The sequence below is a fragment of the Mucilaginibacter glaciei genome, from assembly GCF_014773245.1.
GTDB classification, from domain to species: domain Bacteria; phylum Bacteroidota; class Bacteroidia; order Sphingobacteriales; family Sphingobacteriaceae; genus Mucilaginibacter; species Mucilaginibacter glaciei.
This window is the reverse complement of record NZ_JACWMX010000005.1, coordinates 355,024-370,883: the sequence shown is the minus strand read 5'-3', so window position 1 is coordinate 370,883 and position 15,860 is coordinate 355,024. Positions and strand designations below refer to the sequence as shown.

Here is a 15,860-nt window from a genome sequence, read left to right as displayed (position 1 = left end):
AATCTCCCCGGTTTGGGAAGAGCCTTGTTTTTTAATTTATACTTTTCGCTCCTGTATGCTGTGAATTTTCAACTCATGTCAGCGCCAACCTTTAACCTTTCTGCTTTATCCTTTCATCTCCCCCTACTCTGTGCGCAAACTTTTCACGGGGTTGGCAATGGCTGCTTTTATGGCCTGGAAACTGATAGTGGTTACTGCTATCAAACAAACCGACAACATCGGCAGGACAAAGAACCATATGCTGAAACCTATCCTGAACTGGTAGTTTTGCAGCCACTGGTGGCTGCCCCAATAAGCTAATGGCAAAGCGATGATATTGGCGATGACAATCAAGGCGACAAAATCCTTCGCGATCAAAACAAGGATATTTTGTACCGAGGCACCCAATATCTTGCGGATCCCGATCTCTTTGATGCGTTGGTTAATGGTAATGAGCGTTAAGCCGAACAAGCCTAAACATGCCACAAATACCGCAAAGCCCGAGAACAGGCTGAACACCTTGCCAAAATGTTGCTCTGTTTGATATTGGTTATCAAAGAACTCATCTAAAAAAAAATAATCAAATGCCGAACCTGCGAATACACTTTTATAGGTATTGTTGATAGCCGCTAATGTTGCCTGCAGATCGGCCGTATTAACCTTTAACTCATAATGCGTTACGCTCGATGGATCTATCAACCGGAAAACCGTTGGTGTAAAGGCATCTTTCAATGATGTTTGATGGAAATTCTTAACTACGCCCACTACCTCATTTTCAAACACCTTGCCCCTGCCGTTTTTTGTTTGGATGATCTTGCCTATTGCGTCGTTCGCGTTTTTAAACCCTAATGAAACCACGGCGGCTTCGTTCAGCATCATCGGTTGTTTGATATAGTTGACCGTTGCCGAGATATTTTCGCCAGCAATTAACTGCACTTTAAACTGTTTTAAGAATTGGCTGCCAATTTCGAGCGTGGGCAGGCGGATGCCTTTATCCTGTAGTGGCCGGGTGTAGGACATGATGTAGTTGATCGTCTCGCCTGGAATACTTGACGAAGATGTTACCCCGAATACCCGTGGGCTTCGCATCAGCTCGGTTTGGAAAACGCTGTCCTGGTGCATAAAATTGATGGCGTCGGCATCAGTTGCCCTTACGTTTTGCGGTGCGACAACAATCAGCGTTTGCTTCATATCCATGCCTTTATTGGCATCTTTCATAAAATTTACCTGCCGGTAAACCACCATGGTACCTATCATAAACGTAATAGTGGCCGCAAACTGGAACACTACTAATGATTTGCGCAGGGAAAAACTTTGCGCTGTATTTTGGAACTTTCCTTTTAAGATCTGTACAGGTTTATAGTTTGACAGGATAAGTGCCGGGTAAAATGCCGATAACAAAACGCCTGACGCTAAACAAGCAACAAAGCCCAGCACGTAGGTGTAATCCTTCCATAAAGTGAACTGCATTTTTACGCCGCACAAGGCACTGAACCATGGCATTGCCAATACCACTACAACCACCGCCATAACAATGCTGATAATATTGAGCAGTAGCGACTCGAACAAAAACTGGATAATGAGTTGCTTACGCTGCGAGCCCAGTACTTTGCGGATGCCTACTTCTTTTGCCCGCTCAATTACTTTGGCGGTAGACAGGTTAACGTAATTGATATAAGCGATAACCAATATCAATGCGGCAATGAGCCCAAGGTACCAAACCATATTGCCGTTACCCGCGGTGCTGATTTCGTCGGTAAGGTTGGAATACAAATGAATCCTGGTTAGTGGCTGCAAGGTAAAGGCAATATCCTCTACGTTAGTTTTGCCCTGCGTAAAGCTGGATTTTGAGGCTTTATCATCGCCATGCTTTTTTACAAAGGCGGGCAGTTTAGCTTCAAATGTTTTTTGGTCTGTATTAGGAGACAGCTTGATGTAGGTATAGGAATCAGGATATACCCAGTCGCCTGCCTTCCTATCCTGTGCTACCAGGAAATCAAACTGCAGGTGAGAGTTGGCAGGTACATCATCACAAACCCCTGTTACTGTGGCGGTAATATCGGTGCCCGATACCTGCTGCTGGATCTTTAAAGTTTTACCTATCGCACTTTGATTTGGAAAATACTTGTTGGCAGTTGTCTGCGTAATAACAATGGCATTAGGGTTGTTAAGAGCGGCGGCGGTGCCATCCACCATCGGGAAGGAAAACATTTTCAGAAAAGAAGCCTCCACCGCATACAGGTGCTGTTCGTTAAAGGCTTTGATGCTGCCATCGGGTTGTTGTGCCGATACCTGGCCGACCAGTTTTGATACCCGCGTTTGCTGCTGTACCTCTGCAAAATCGGCTTGCAACGCCGGGCCAACAGCCGAATAAGTTTTGGGTAGGTTCTCGGTCAAACTACCCTCGCTGTGGCTTTGATGCCTGATGCGATAGATGTTAGCGGCATCTGCGTGGAACTTGTCATAGCTCAACTCGAAGCTGATATATTGCACAATAAGCAGACAAGCTACCATCCCAATAACCAACCCAAAGATATTGATCATCGAAAACAGCTTTTGCCTTAATAATATTCGCCAGGCAATTTTTAAATAATTATTGATCATGATCTTTTAAATTCTAATTGAGTGATTTTTAAATTCAATTGCTCCCGCGAGTTTAGCGTAGCGTAACTCGTGGGCCGTATGCTGTGAGTTTTCAACTCACGCCAGCTGAAAGCTGACCCTATGTTTACCACGGATTGAAAACCCGCGGCAGCGCAAACCTTTTACCTTTTATCCTTACACCTCCCCCTACTCCGTTTTTAAACTCTTTACCGGGTTGGTTAACGCGGCCTTAATACTCTGGTAGCTTACCGTTAGCAGGGTAATACCAATTGCGGCAATGCCTGTCAATGCAAAGATCCACCACGACAGATCTGCCCGGTACTTGTAATTTTGCAGCCAGCCATGCATAAAATAGTATGCCGTCGGGATGGCTACCAATAGAGAGATCCCTACCAGCAATACAAAATCGGTAGACATTAGGCGCCACAAACTGAAAACCGATGCGCCCAATACCTTGCGTACGCCTATCTCTTTGATGCGCTGCTCGGCCATGAACGATGCCATCCCAAACAAGCCCATACAACTAATGAAAATGGCCAATATCGTAAAGAATCCCGCCAGTTTACCTACGCGCTCTTCAGTAGCAAATTTCTTATTGTACTCATCATCAGAGAATTTATAATCGAACGGACTACCCGGGTCGTACTTTTTAAATACCGATTCAACCTTAGCCAGCGCCTCGCGGGTGCTTTTCTTAGGGTTCAGCCTTACGTCTATGATCCCTGTTGAACCACTCTGCGCTACAAACAATGTGGTTTTTACGGGCTCGTATGGCGATGACATTACCATATCTTCTACTACCCCAATTACATGCATTTTATCCTTATCGTTCATAATGATCTCGCCAACAGGGTTTTTAAAGCCCATAAACTTAACGGATGCAGCGTTCAGGATCACCGCGCTCGAATCAGCCTTATTGCCCTTTTCAAAATCACGGCCGGCGATAATTTTCCAGCCGGCGGTTTTACCAAATTCCGGGCCTACGGGTACGTAAGCAAAATCATCCTGCAGGCCGGGTAGTTTACCCTTCCAATCATAACCGCTGTTGTTTGAGTAAACGTTGGTAAGCGGGCTGCCCGATTCGGCCATTTCAACAATACTACCGCTCTGTAAAAGATCGTTCCGCACAGCGCTAAAGTTTTTATGTATATCGTCTGTTTTCAAATGTACTTCCAGCAAACCGGTTCGCTCATAGCCCACCGCGCGGTTTTTGGTAAACTGCACCTGCCGAAAAACGATGATGGTGCCGATGATGAGCGTAACCGATACGGTAAATTGTAACACCACCAATATCCTGCGTGGCAGGGCGGCAAACCTTCCTGCCTTGAACGTTCCCTTTAAAACCTTTACCGGTTGGAAAGATGATAAATAGAACGCCGGATAACTGCCTGCGATAATTCCCGTTAAAATACTAAAGGCAATCCCCATGATCCAGAATATTGGGTTAGCCCACAGTATCGACATTTCCTTACCGGCAACCTGGTTAAACCAGGGCAGGGTAAGCGCTACTAACGCTATTGAAATAACAAATGCGAAAATGGTGATCATCAGCGATTCGCTAAAGAACTGAAGGATGATCTGGCTGCGCAGCGAACCCACGGTTTTGCGGATACCCACTTCCTTGGCCCGCTTCTCTGACCGCGCGGTGCTCAGGTTCATAAAATTGATACAAGCCAGCATCAGCACAAATATGCCGATGATCCCAAACATCCACACAAACTGGATACCGCCGCCGGTGTTTATGCCCTGCTTAAATTCTGAATAAAGATGCCATTTTGCCATTGGGTGCAAAAACACCTGCGGGTGAAACGACTCACCAACTTTATCGCCCTGTAAGGCTATATTCTTTAACTTTAAGTCGCGGATGCGGGCATTGACTTTATTAATATCCGCGTTGGGGTTAAGCATGGCAAAGACCTGAAAGGAATTATTCCCCCATGATACCGATGCCCTTTTTAACCAATCTTCGTTAGCTAAGTAAAGCGCCCACGGCGCAATTAATGATACGTCATGAAAGGTAGTGTTGCGCGGCATATCTTCATAAACCCCCGTAACCTTTACATCATTTTTATTATTAAGCTTAATAACCTTAAACAAAGGGTCGGTATTACCAAAAAGAGATTTAGCCAACGTTGCCGAAAGCATAATGGACGACGGATCGTTCAGGCCCGATCGTGTCCCCTTTAACATTTTGAGCGACAGCATATCCGGCGCTTCGGGCTGCATGTAGTTACCCTGGGTTAAAAGTTTTTTATCGCCATAAGTTACAATATGCCCAAATGTCCAGCTGGATAGCGTTACATATTTGAAGTCGTTTTTGTAATCGCTGCGCAGCATATTACCTAACGGGATAGGCATAGCAGTTTGCGTACTGGTTTCGCCGTTAATGGTTTGGTGCTGCATCACCTGCACTACACGGTCGTAGTTCTGGTGATATTTATCATACGATAGCTCGTCCCAGATCCAAAGGCCGATCAATATAGATACGGCCATCCCTACAGATAAGCCGGTAACATTGATGAAGGTATGCGCCTTGTTTTTTGCAAGGTTGCGCCAGGCAACTTTAAGATAATTCTTTATCATGTGCTTAGTGTTTGGTCTGGTTAGTAAATCCTTATCTCGTTTATTTATTCTGCTTTTAAACTCTTAACCGGGTTCATCATTGCTGCCTTGATCGATTGAAAGCTAATTGTTATTACAGCTATAACGATAGCTGATATTGCGGCTAATATAAATACCCACCATTGTATTGGGGTTCGGTTAGCAAAATCCTGTAACCAGGCGTGCATACCCCACCATCCAATTGGCGTAGCTATTACAATGGCTATACCCACAAGCTTTAAAAAATCCATAGATAATAAGGCAGTTATACTACTGATGCTGGCCCCTAATACCTTACGGATGCCTATCTCCTTGCTGCGCTGCTCGGCCATAAACGCCGATAGGCCAAACAATCCCAAACTGGCTATTACAATGGCCAAAATGGCAAAACTGGTAAAAATGCGGCCCATGCGTTGCACATCGGCGTACATACTGGCAAAGCGCTCGTCCATAAAAGTGTAGCGGATAGGCTGTGCCGGCGCAAAGGTTTTCCATACACCATTAATAGCCGATAGGGTGCCATGCACGTTGCCGGTATTCAATTTTACCGATACTATCGATGATTTTTGGTTGCTTAATTGCATTACTAAACCATCTACATTATCCCGTAAAGATTCGAAGTTAAAATCATGTACCACCCCGATGATCGTATTGACTGCGCCATTATTGGCAATGCGTTTGCCAACGGGGTTTTTCAGATTAAGCTTATTCGCCATAGTTTGATTGATGATCACCGCCTGCGAGTCGCCGGCCATTTGGGCAGAAAAGTTGCGGCCCGCCACTAATTTTATACCCATGGTTTTAAGGTAGTCTGTATCTACAAACCAATATTGCGCACCCGACCCTTCTTCCTCAAGGGTTTTACCCTCGTTGTAAAAAACGTTACCGTTTCGCTTGGTACCCGCAACTGGTAAAAAATCACTTATTGTTACGCTTTTTACATCGGCAATTTTTAATAATTCATTTTTAAGTTCTTTTATTCGGCTGCCCAACATATCGGTACCCTGCAGCATTACTACCTGATCTTTATCGTACCCTAACTTTTTATTCATAATAAACTCCATCTGGTTATAAATAACCAGCGTGCCGATGATCAATATAATTGAGGTGGCAAATTGAAATACTACCAGGCCATTACGCAAAAAGGAGCTTTTACTGCCGGTGCTTAATTTACCCTTAAGTACAGCAATAGGTTTAAATGCTGATAGATACAGTGCAGGGTAAATGCCGGCAGCAATACCTACTACTACTGCCGCAACAATTAATGACGGCAGCAACCACCATGACTGAAACTGTAGGGACAGCGTTTTACCTGCCATAAGGTTAAAATATGGCAGCAGGATCACGGCTATGATAATAGCTATGGCGAAAGACAGGAAACTATATAATAATGACTCCGTGATGAATTGCTGTACCAGGCCCGCCCTGCTTGACCCTACAACTTTCCTTAAACCTACTTCTTTAGCCCGGTTGGCAGACCTTGCTGTAGAAAGGTTGATAAAGTTAATGCAGGCAATGATTAAAATAAAACCGGCCACCCCACCAAACAGCCAGATGAAGCGAATATCGCCGTGGGATAAATTATCATCTATATCATATGATTTCAGGTTAACATCGCCTATGGGCTGCAGATGTAACGACGATTTAGACATGATATCTGCGGCGCGTTTATTGCCTGCTTTAACCATATCCGGAATGATATACTTGTTCAGGATGTTTCTGACCAGTTTCTTTTCAAATGCAGGCACATCGGTACCCGGCCGTAATTTAACATAGCTGGTGTAGTTGCTGCTGCCCCAGCCTGTTTGCTCGCCCGGCCACAATTCTTTGCCGGTAAGGGTTAGCAAAAAGCTGTATTGCAAGTGCGATGATGCCGGAAAATCTTGCATAACACCGCCTATCTTGTATGGTTTTGTCTTATCACCGTTCAGGTATATCAGCTTGCCCAAAGGGTTTTGTTTAGGGAAGTATTTATCGGCTTTACTTTTGGCTATCACCACTGTAAATGGTTGATCAAGGGCGTGTTTCCTGTCGCCGTATACCATAGGCAACTGCAGCAGGTTAAGCAGTTCCTGGTCGGCGTATGCAAAGCCATCCTCATGTGTATTTTGCGTATCGTTAGCAGTACTTACCTCGTTACTGCCTGCACCGTCAAATAATGCGTTGGGCATGATCCGGGCAGACTGCTCAACCTCAGGAAAGTTGCTTGTTAACACCTTACCGAAAGGCGCGGGTAACGAAGGCCCTTTTTTTATAACACCATCAACATTATACTGTCCTATTACCCTGTAAATACGGTCAGCATCGGGGTAAGCCTTGTCATAACCGGTTTCGCTTTTGATATATAAGGCTATTAAAATACATGCCGCTACGCTAAAGGCAAAGCCACCCACCTTAATTGTGGCATACATTTTTTGTTTGCTTAGTTGCCTCAAGGCAATTTTTAAATGGTTCTTAAACATCGCTAAATTTTTTTCGCCCGTATTGTTGCCCTTAACCCTGCCGCTCCAATAGGTTTTATTGAGTGGCAGGTATGCGGCTTTGGCTTCGTTAACTTTAATTTGTTTCTTTATCTTATCAAACAATTGGTTACTATCTGTTTGTTGTTGCCGGCTATCGTACCACCAATTATTCAGCAATTTGGCCTGATTACCAATGTCCGGGTTATTTTTCAACAAGCCTTTTAATTCTTGCAGCTCAGTGGCCGATGCTTCGTTGGCTAACTTTTTTGCCTGTAAGTACCAGATCCTGTCTTGCGTTTTCACATGCTGTACTGTAAATGTGTAAGTTAAACAGTCAAATACATGCCAATTATGTAAGTAACTGTTTATTAATTACTTAAATATGGTTAGAAAACATAAACCGTCCGTATCCGAACAATAGGGTGTTCGTTTTTAGTCTTGTCTATAATAATACAATATTCAAGTTGCTTTATAAGCCTACACGCCTGTAACATAAACCGGTTTCGGGCGTCTTAATTGCCATAAAAGCTATAATTTAGCCCTTAATAAGTATTCAATCAAACTAAACAATATGAAAACTATTTACGCTGCGGTATTAGCCGGCAGCATCAGCGTTTGCGCGTTAAGCACCGTCATTGCGCAAGCCCCCAAGGCCGACAACCCGGAGCTGAAGATCTACCGGGAAACTACCCCAAAGATCAACGATCTGATCCATACCAAACTGGACGTACGTTTCGATTACAAAAAACGCTATATGTACGGTAAAGAGTGGGTTACGTTAAAACCTCACTTTTACCCTACCGACTCCTTAAGGCTTGATGCCAAAGGAATGGACCTGAAAACTATTGCTGTGGTTAAAGCCGGTAAATATATCCCGCTAAAGTTTACTTATGATAGCCTTACCGTTGCGATAAAACTGGATAAGGTTTATCAGAATACCGACAACTATACTATTTACATCGATTACACCTCAAAACCAAATGAGTTGAAGGTAAAGGGCAGTGCTGCTATTAATGATGCGAAGGGCCTTTATTTTATTAACCCGGATGGTACTGAAAAGGACAAACCTACCCAGATTTGGACACAGGGCGAAACGGAAGCCTCATCAGCATGGTTCCCTACGATTGATAAGCCCAACCAAAAAACTACCGAAGAGATAGCGATGACCGTGCCTGCTAAATATGTTACCTTATCGAACGGCCGTTTAGCCTCGCAAAAAGTTAACGGCGATGGCACCCGCACCGATACCTGGAAACAGGAGTTGCCGCACTCGCCCTACTTGTTTATGATGGCCGTGGGCGATTTTAAGATCTATAAAGATACCTGGAGAGGCAAAGAGGTAAGCTATTACCTGGAGCCTAAATACGCACCTTACGCTAAGGATATCTTTGGCTTTACGCCGGAAGTGATGGAGTTTTATTCAAAAACTTTAGGCGTTGATTATCCCTGGTACAAATATTCACAGATCGTTGTACGCGACTATGTAAGCGGCGCGATGGAAAATACGTCTGCCACGTTGCATGGTGTTTATGTACAGGGCACCAAACGCGAATTGGATGACCGTTACTATGACGGCGGCCGCAGTACAATTGTACACGAATTGTTTCACCAGTGGTTTGGCGATTATGTGACTGCCGAAAGCTGGAGCAACCTCACCGTAAATGAATCGTTCGCTGATTTTAGCGAAACCCTTTGGGCCGAATACAAATATGGTAAAGACGCAGGCGACGCGCATATTTATGATGATATGGTGAACTACCTGAGTCAGCCGGCTGCCAAAACCAAAAATCTTGTTCGTTTTAATTACGCTGACAAGGAAGATATGTTTGATGTGGTTACCTACCAAAAGGGCGGCCGTATTTTATATATGCTGCGCAACTATTTAGGTAACGCGGCTTTTTATAAAGGGTTAAACATCTACTTAAAAACTAACGCCTTTAAAAACGGCGAAGCCCAGCAGTTACGTTTGGCATTGGAAGAAGCCAGTGGCAAAGACCTGAACTGGTTCTTTAACCAGTGGTATTACGGTGCAGGCCACCCGGTGCTAAACATCACCTACAACTACGACGCTGCCAAAAAAACACAAGCCGTTTATTTGCAGCAAACACAGGATGGCAACGCCTTTATATTACCAATGGCGGTTGATATTTACGTTGGCGGTAAAAAGGTGCGCCATAACGTTTGGATGCGCGATAAGACCGATACCTTATACTTCCCGGCGGCTACCAAGCCGGATCTGGTAAATGTTGACGGCGATAAAGTGTTATTGACCAAAAAGACTGATACCAAAACTTTAGATGAGTATGCGTTCCAATATTTTAATGCGCCATTATTTCTGGATCGTTTTGAGGCAATAGATGGGGCTAAAAGCAAGCAAACCGATAAAACCGCGCAAAAGATCATCATATCAGCAATGAATGATACGTTTTACCAGTTACGGATCAAGGCGATCAATTCGGCTACGATGACTAATGACGATGTACGCAATTCTGCCACTCCTGTTTTAGTAAAGCTTGCCCAAACAGACGAGAATAACCTGGTACGCGCTGCGGCTATTACAGCTTTAGGTAAGTTAAAAGCAGCGGGTAATTTAAACCTGTTTAAACAAGCAGTTACCAGCCAGTCATACGCAGTACAGGGTGCGGCTATGAATGCCATAGGTGCGGTTGATCCGCAACAAGCCATGGCGTTGGCCAAAACCTACCAGAATAATGCAGAAGGCTCACTTAAACAAGCTATTATGGGTGTTTATGCTGCTAATGGCACCGATGCCGAATGGCCATACGTTTACAACGAGTTTAAAAATAGCGACGTAAACGCCCAATTCCCGTTGATACGCAAGATGGCCGAATTTGCAGCGCGCGTTAAAAACCCGGCCTACACCCAGGAGTTTATTACGACTGCAGGTGCAATTGGGGTTAAGTACAAGCAATTTGGCGCAGCACCAACCATTATACAGCTTTTAACCAACATCAAGGAGGCACGCACCAAAATGGGTGATACCGCTTCGGCAGATGCGGCTGACAAGGCAATTACTCCATTGAAAGATTAATAACAATAATCCCATTAAAAAAGCCGGATCCCAGTAATGTGGGGTCCGGCTTTTTCTGTTCATGTTCACGAATGAACACCGTGAACGCCGTGAACATTTGTTAAAATATTGATAGTTAGGTATTTGAAAAATAGCCTACTGACAAGAGTTTGTCAGTATTTGTAACATTTGGCTATTTCCCGGTGAGATTTACCGGTCCGTATCAGCGCATCTTAACGGGCTATATCTTTAAATATCTCTAAATATTTTTAACATTTTTTAACTTTAATATTAAAAAGCTATTTGCGTAACTTGCCATAAACGCAACACTTATGAAAAAGATATTACTTCTAACGCTTTTAGCTGCCTGTACGCATAGTGTGATGGCGCAGAAAAAACCAGCTTCACCGGCTGATAGTATCGTAAACAGTAAGTTTAATTTTAAGGCAGATACCGGTCTGTTCAGCAACAAAGCCTTAACCAGTAAATTGTTCAAAGGCAATGCTTTAACCTTTGCGCTTCCAAATAAACTGTCCGACTATCCATCGATGGTTGCCAGTACGCCCGAACGGATCACTTACTCGAAGGTTGATCATATGCCGATCCTAAATACTTCGGGCAACTCAAAAATGCCGTTGGCTAAACCGCAAGGCAATTCGAAAATGCCGGTTGTTGGTAAAAGTGACGAGAAAAATGAAAAGGTAATAATTGACAGTAAGCCTTAAAAATCCTTGTTCAGCAGTTTTTCCAGTTCGGTAAAGCTGATATCCATTTTGATGCGGCCCTGTTTGGCGTAAGAGATCTCGCCGGTTTCTTCCGATACGATGATCGCGGTAGCATCGTTAGCCTCGGTAACGCCTATCCCGGCGCGGTGGCGCAAGCCGAACTGCGCGGGCAGGTCAGATTTTTCGGTAACGGGCAAGATACAGCTGGCCGATTTGATCTTGTTCTCAGATATCACTACCGCCCCGTCATGCAGCGGGCTATTCTTTTGAAATATACTTTCCAGCACCCGTTTAGAGATCCGGGCATCCAGCACTTCGCAGCTATTCTGGTAAAACTGTTCGTCGTAATATTTAGCGAAAACGATCAACGCGCCGGTGCGGGTTTGTTTCATGCTTCGGCAGGCATCAATAATGGGTTTAATGCGGGCGTAGTTATTCTTCTCGGTATCCACCTTGCCAAAAAAGTATTGCCACCAGGCCTTGTTGCGCTGTAGCGACGCATTCTTGCCCACCAATAACAAAAAGCGCCTGATCTCCTGCTGAAAAACGATGATCACCGCAATGATCCCCACATCAGCAAATTTTTTGAGGATGCCCGCCAGCAGCGGCATCTTTGATTCGGGCACGATGAAATACAAAACATAGATAAAGGCCAGCCCCACAAAAATATTAGCAGCAATAGTGCCTCGTATCAGGTTATATAACTGATAGATGATGATAGCCAGTAACAGGATATCCAGTATGGCAAAGGGGGTTACCTTAAGGCTGCTAAAATCAAAAGATTGCATGTCACGAAGTTAACAAGTTTCTGTAAACATCATTAAAGCGGAATAAGGGTTTTATTTATTGCGCTCGGTAGTAAAACGGACCAGCTGCTCCAGCCCGGTGCGGGCGTCGCCCTCGGGGAAGGTGTTCAGGATCTTGAAGGCGGCATCGGTGTAGGTTTTCATCTGGGTATCGGCATACTCCAATCCACCCTTTTGCTTCACAAAGCTGATGATCTCCGCAATCTTCTTCGGGTCGTCGTTATGGTTTTTCACCAGGTTGATCATGCGCTTCTTTTCGCTGCTTTCGCTGTTGTTCAGCGCGTAGATAAGCGGCAGGGTAACCTTCTTTTCCTTGATATCGATGCCCAGCGGTTTGCCCACATCGTCGGTACCAAAATCAAACATATCATCCTTGATCTGGAAGGCTATCCCTATATTTTCGCCAAACAGTCGCATTTTTTCTACGGTAGCGTCATCCGCCCCGGCAGATGCAGCACCACAAGCACAGCAGGACGCGATGAGGGAAGCCGTCTTCTGGCGGATCACCTCGTAATAAACCGCCTCGCTGATATCCATGCGCCTTACCTTTTCTATCTGCAGCAACTCGCCCTCGCTCATTTGTTTTACCGCTTCAGATACGATCTTGAGCAGGTTAAAATCGCCGTTATCGATAGAAAGCAGCAAGCCCTTCGATAGCAGGTAATCGCCCACTAAAACAGCTATTTTATTTTTCCATAAGGCGTTGATAGAGAAAAAGCCCCGGCGCTGGTAAGAATTATCTACCACATCATCATGCACCAGGGTAGCGGTGTGCAGCAGCTCCACCAATGCCGCGCCGCGGTGGGTACTCTCATTAATGCCGCCGCAAATACTGGCCGAAAAGAACACAAACATTGGCCTTATCTGCTTGCCTTTACGCTTTACAATGTAGTGGGTAATACGGTCAAGCAAGGGCACGGAGCTTTGCATCGAAGTTTTAAACTTCTCCTCAAAAACATCAATTTCTGCTGCAATGGGTTTTTTAATATGATCGATGTTCAGCATCCAAACAAGCGCGCTTTTTAGGTAAACATGTACCCGGCAATCCACAGCAAACATAAGCTAAAAATATATCTGCCCAAACACCTATTATTTTAAATCAGGTTAAACTATCGGGGTAAAAAACGCTCTATTATAGTAGTTAGTTTAAATACAAAGTAGGTTAAGTTTTGAGTTTTTGAGTGAGCGTTTTCGTTTGAGCGGGGCCTGTAAAACAGGTCCCGCTTTTTTATTGCCCGTACGTGTTATATTTTTACCTTTGCGCGGTTAAGTTAGTAAGGGTTGGAAATGTTTAAAAGGTTATAAGAGTTGGAAGGGTTGGAAATATTGACTCTTAACTTTTAAAACCTTTATAACTTCTGAAAACTTTTACAACCAAAACCAGGAGAGGTGTCTGAGTGGTCGAAAGAGCACGCCTGGAAAGTGTGTATACGCCAAAAGTGTATCGAGGGTTCGAATCCCTCCCTCTCCGCTGATTTTCGTGCTGAATAGCACTAAAATCCTGCAAATCAACCGATTGCAGAATTTTGATGCAAAATGCTATATTATGTATCATTTTATATAGATATGGTGAGTCAATTCCAATTTAGGATTGAATCACCATAAAGGGTTTAAATACGCGACATAAAATTAGTTAAACAATTAGCATCTTTCCAAAAACAGGCCGCAAATAAGGGCGGGAATTTTATTGAAGTGAATTTATAGAAAAGATAATAGCTTTGAGCCCGATTAGGAAATCGCTAATCGCGTTTTATAATTCATCAGGTGCTCATATGCACGGGCGATGCTCTCTTCCTTAAACAGCTTGCGTTTGCGATCTGTCCATAACGCATCGGCTATTTCTTTGACCGTAAAATTTGGATGTTCGCTAAGAATAAAATCAACTGAAGCCAAGATTTCCAAGGATAGCTCAGAGGTAAAATTCTTCAGAAAAAACAACATCCCTGTCAGCCGTTTACGATCCTCCTCGGGCATTTGCTTTACAAATTGGTTCACTTCTTCCCAAGTCTCATAATTTAATTTGAGGGATTCGAACGGACTGGCCTGCCCTTGTTCCAGACCTTTCAAATAAGTGCCGTTTAAGGTATACAACACCTTCTGAACACCCACAGCATAGGGCCCGTAGTGATGGGCCTTAAAGTCCAGCCGGAGCGGCTGCCCCATGCGCTGCAGAAAATAAGCGAGTTTATTGGCAGCGAAAAGGCTGCTGTATTCGCCAAAGCTTTCGAAGGCGAACAGACTGTAGAGCAGCGCAGCCCTTGCCGGCGTCAATTCCGCCTTCTTCTTCACTTCCTCTTTTTGCAATAATTGTTTGATTGCAGCATTAGGCTCGAATAACTGGATTTCTACCGGAAAGTCCTTTAAGGCATTTACTATAATGTCCCTAACCTCTTTCCAATCCAGGCCGCCATTACCCGCGCCAAGCGGTGGGATGGCTATGCTCTTAATATTCTCCCTGACAATCAGCTCCTTTAGCGCCGACAGGCCGGATCTGATATATTCATAACGGGATGGTTGGCGCCAGTGTGTTTTGGTCGGAAAATTAATGATCAATTTCTTACCGTACAATAAATTGGAGTCCCATACCGGTAACAAGACGCCAGGAGCAAGCGCCTTATTTTTACAGGCTTCCATATATACTTTATTGTTGTAGGGGAATGCCTCCTTAAATTGTAGCGCGATCCCTTTACCCATCACGCCAACGGTATTCACGGTATTAACCAACGCCTCGGCTTCGGACTTCAAAAGATCTCCGGTTACGAATTTGATCATTTATTGAAAAAAGTATTCGGGTATAACATTGACCTTTAACATTTTACCAGCTGCGTTCACCTTTGTCTGTGCCCACAACTGCATTTTTTTACTATAGACGCAGATCGATTCAAAACATTCTGCCGGTACGATATCCTTTACCAAAAATTCGGCCTGATATCTCCGCGGCCGGTCATAATCATCGGCTTTTGAGAACTGGCTGTTTTGTATGCAATCCCAGTCTATCTTACTCAGTTCTTTCAAGTCAGCATAATGACCACTTTCGCCGTCATTTGCTTGCCCGTCGGTAAAAAACCATTTTGGCCGTTCTGCCAAAGTTTGCGCCAGACAACGGATGACAATAATCTCGTCTCGGCTACGCTGTGGCACACGTGGATGATAATATCCAGTGACAATATTATACAACATGATCGAACGCGGCGTAAAATAAAACGGAATATACTCGCCAATATAACCATAACTATCCAATCCAACTAATGTTGTGCTACGCACGTCAATAATTTCCGGGTTACCGATCGCAACGAAATCCGGAGCAGCCTTATGGTGGTTCTTATTAACCAGCCCGTCCGACAAAATATGTGGCAGATTATCCCGGTGTGTTATCCGGTAACAATATAACATATTTTTGTTGATGACCATGTGGTATGCTGACTTCCCGCTATTTCAGGAAGCCACAAAATAACTAAAATATTTCCACTTAAGCTCATCCTTGGAAAACATCAAGCGATTACCGCACTCAAGTTACTCCCAAGTGTGCAATCGAATTAACAAACGCAATACAACCTACATCCCAGATAGCTCAAGTATGCTGCGAGGAAATAAAGGTTGGCGTACTCGTGCCCGTTTAGGTTAGTCACAAGCACCCCGCCCCATATAACTG

9 protein-coding genes and 1 tRNA gene are annotated in these 15,860 nt (G+C 44.2%); 3 read left to right on the top strand and 7 right to left on the bottom strand.

From position 1 onward, the window contains the following. Positions 1-123: 123 nt before the first annotated feature. The 3 genes from IDJ76_RS14080 to IDJ76_RS14070 form a co-directional block, all read right to left on the bottom strand. Positions 124-2,583 carry an ABC transporter permease gene (locus IDJ76_RS14080; RefSeq protein ID WP_191163970.1) on the bottom strand — a complete coding sequence of 820 codons (2,460 nt, stop codon included), beginning with the start codon at positions 2,581-2,583 and terminating at the stop codon, positions 124-126. Positions 2,584-2,769: 186 nt separating this feature from the next. After that, complete coding sequence (locus IDJ76_RS14075; protein ID WP_191163969.1) at positions 2,770-5,166, bottom strand: ABC transporter permease; 2,397 nt, start codon at positions 5,164-5,166, stop codon at positions 2,770-2,772. Positions 5,167-5,210: 44 nt separating this feature from the next. Continuing rightward, positions 5,211-7,949 (bottom strand): ABC transporter permease, encoded by a 2,739-nt coding sequence (locus IDJ76_RS14070; protein ID WP_317173968.1) that lies wholly within the window; start codon positions 7,947-7,949, stop codon positions 5,211-5,213. Positions 7,950-8,217: 268 nt separating this feature from the next. Here IDJ76_RS14070 and IDJ76_RS14065 point away from each other — a divergent pair, with 268 nt between their 5' ends. Next, entirely contained in the window at positions 8,218-10,698 is a 2,481-nt protein-coding gene (locus tag IDJ76_RS14065; protein ID WP_191163968.1) for a M1 family metallopeptidase, read from the top strand. Between the two features lie 311 nt (positions 10,699-11,009). Continuing rightward, on the top strand, positions 11,010-11,402 hold the full coding sequence (locus tag IDJ76_RS14060) for a hypothetical protein (protein WP_191163967.1): 393 nt from the start codon (positions 11,010-11,012) through the stop codon (positions 11,400-11,402). Here IDJ76_RS14060 and cdaA read toward each other — a convergent pair. Together cdaA and IDJ76_RS14050 are read right to left on the bottom strand one after the other, a co-directional pair. After that, the gene (gene cdaA / locus IDJ76_RS14055; protein ID WP_191163966.1) at positions 11,399-12,190 is read right to left on the bottom strand and encodes a diadenylate cyclase CdaA; all 792 of its coding nucleotides are present in this window, start codon (positions 12,188-12,190) and stop codon (positions 11,399-11,401) included. The two genes, IDJ76_RS14060 and cdaA, sit on opposite strands and share 4 nt — an antisense overlap. A gap of 51 nt (positions 12,191-12,241) precedes the next feature. Next, positions 12,242-13,213 carry a polyprenyl synthetase family protein gene (locus IDJ76_RS14050; RefSeq protein WP_191164099.1) on the bottom strand — a complete coding sequence of 324 codons (972 nt, stop codon included), beginning with the start codon at positions 13,211-13,213 and terminating at the stop codon, positions 12,242-12,244. A gap of 378 nt (positions 13,214-13,591) precedes the next feature. Between IDJ76_RS14050 and IDJ76_RS14045 the strand changes: the two genes are divergently transcribed. Beyond that, positions 13,592-13,679 (top strand) — tRNA-Ser (locus IDJ76_RS14045). A 257-nt stretch (positions 13,680-13,936) separates the two neighbouring features. On the opposite strand, the gene darG is transcribed toward IDJ76_RS14045, so the two are convergent. Together darG and darT are read right to left on the bottom strand one after the other, a co-directional pair. Beyond that, the gene (gene darG, locus IDJ76_RS14040) at positions 13,937-14,980 is read right to left on the bottom strand and encodes a type II toxin-antitoxin system antitoxin DNA ADP-ribosyl glycohydrolase DarG (RefSeq protein WP_224746327.1); all 1,044 of its coding nucleotides are present in this window, start codon (positions 14,978-14,980) and stop codon (positions 13,937-13,939) included. Then, positions 14,981-15,601 (bottom strand): type II toxin-antitoxin system toxin DNA ADP-ribosyl transferase DarT, encoded by a 621-nt coding sequence (gene darT / locus IDJ76_RS14035; RefSeq protein ID WP_191163965.1) that lies wholly within the window; start codon positions 15,599-15,601, stop codon positions 14,981-14,983. It lies immediately after the preceding gene. Positions 15,602-15,860 lie beyond the last annotated feature (259 nt).

What these genes read in the sequence shown, in the direction of transcription:
- IDJ76_RS14050 (WP_191164099.1), bottom strand. Translation starts at nt 13,213, where the DNA reads ATGCTGAACATCGATCATATTAAAAAACCCATTGCAGCAGAAATTGAT.
- IDJ76_RS14065 (WP_191163968.1), top strand. Translation starts at nt 8,218, where the DNA reads ATGAAAACTATTTACGCTGCGGTATTAGCCGGCAGCATCAGCGTTTGC.
- IDJ76_RS14075 (WP_191163969.1), bottom strand. Translation starts at nt 5,166, where the DNA reads ATGATAAAGAATTATCTTAAAGTTGCCTGGCGCAACCTTGCAAAAAAC.
- IDJ76_RS14060 (WP_191163967.1), top strand. Translation starts at nt 11,010, where the DNA reads ATGAAAAAGATATTACTTCTAACGCTTTTAGCTGCCTGTACGCATAGT.
- darT (WP_191163965.1), bottom strand. Translation starts at nt 15,601, where the DNA reads ATGTTATATTGTTACCGGATAACACACCGGGATAATCTGCCACATATT.
- darG (WP_224746327.1), bottom strand. Translation starts at nt 14,980, where the DNA reads ATGATCAAATTCGTAACCGGAGATCTTTTGAAGTCCGAAGCCGAGGCG.
- cdaA (WP_191163966.1), bottom strand. Translation starts at nt 12,190, where the DNA reads ATGCAATCTTTTGATTTTAGCAGCCTTAAGGTAACCCCCTTTGCCATA.
- IDJ76_RS14080 (WP_191163970.1), bottom strand. Translation starts at nt 2,583, where the DNA reads ATGATCAATAATTATTTAAAAATTGCCTGGCGAATATTATTAAGGCAA.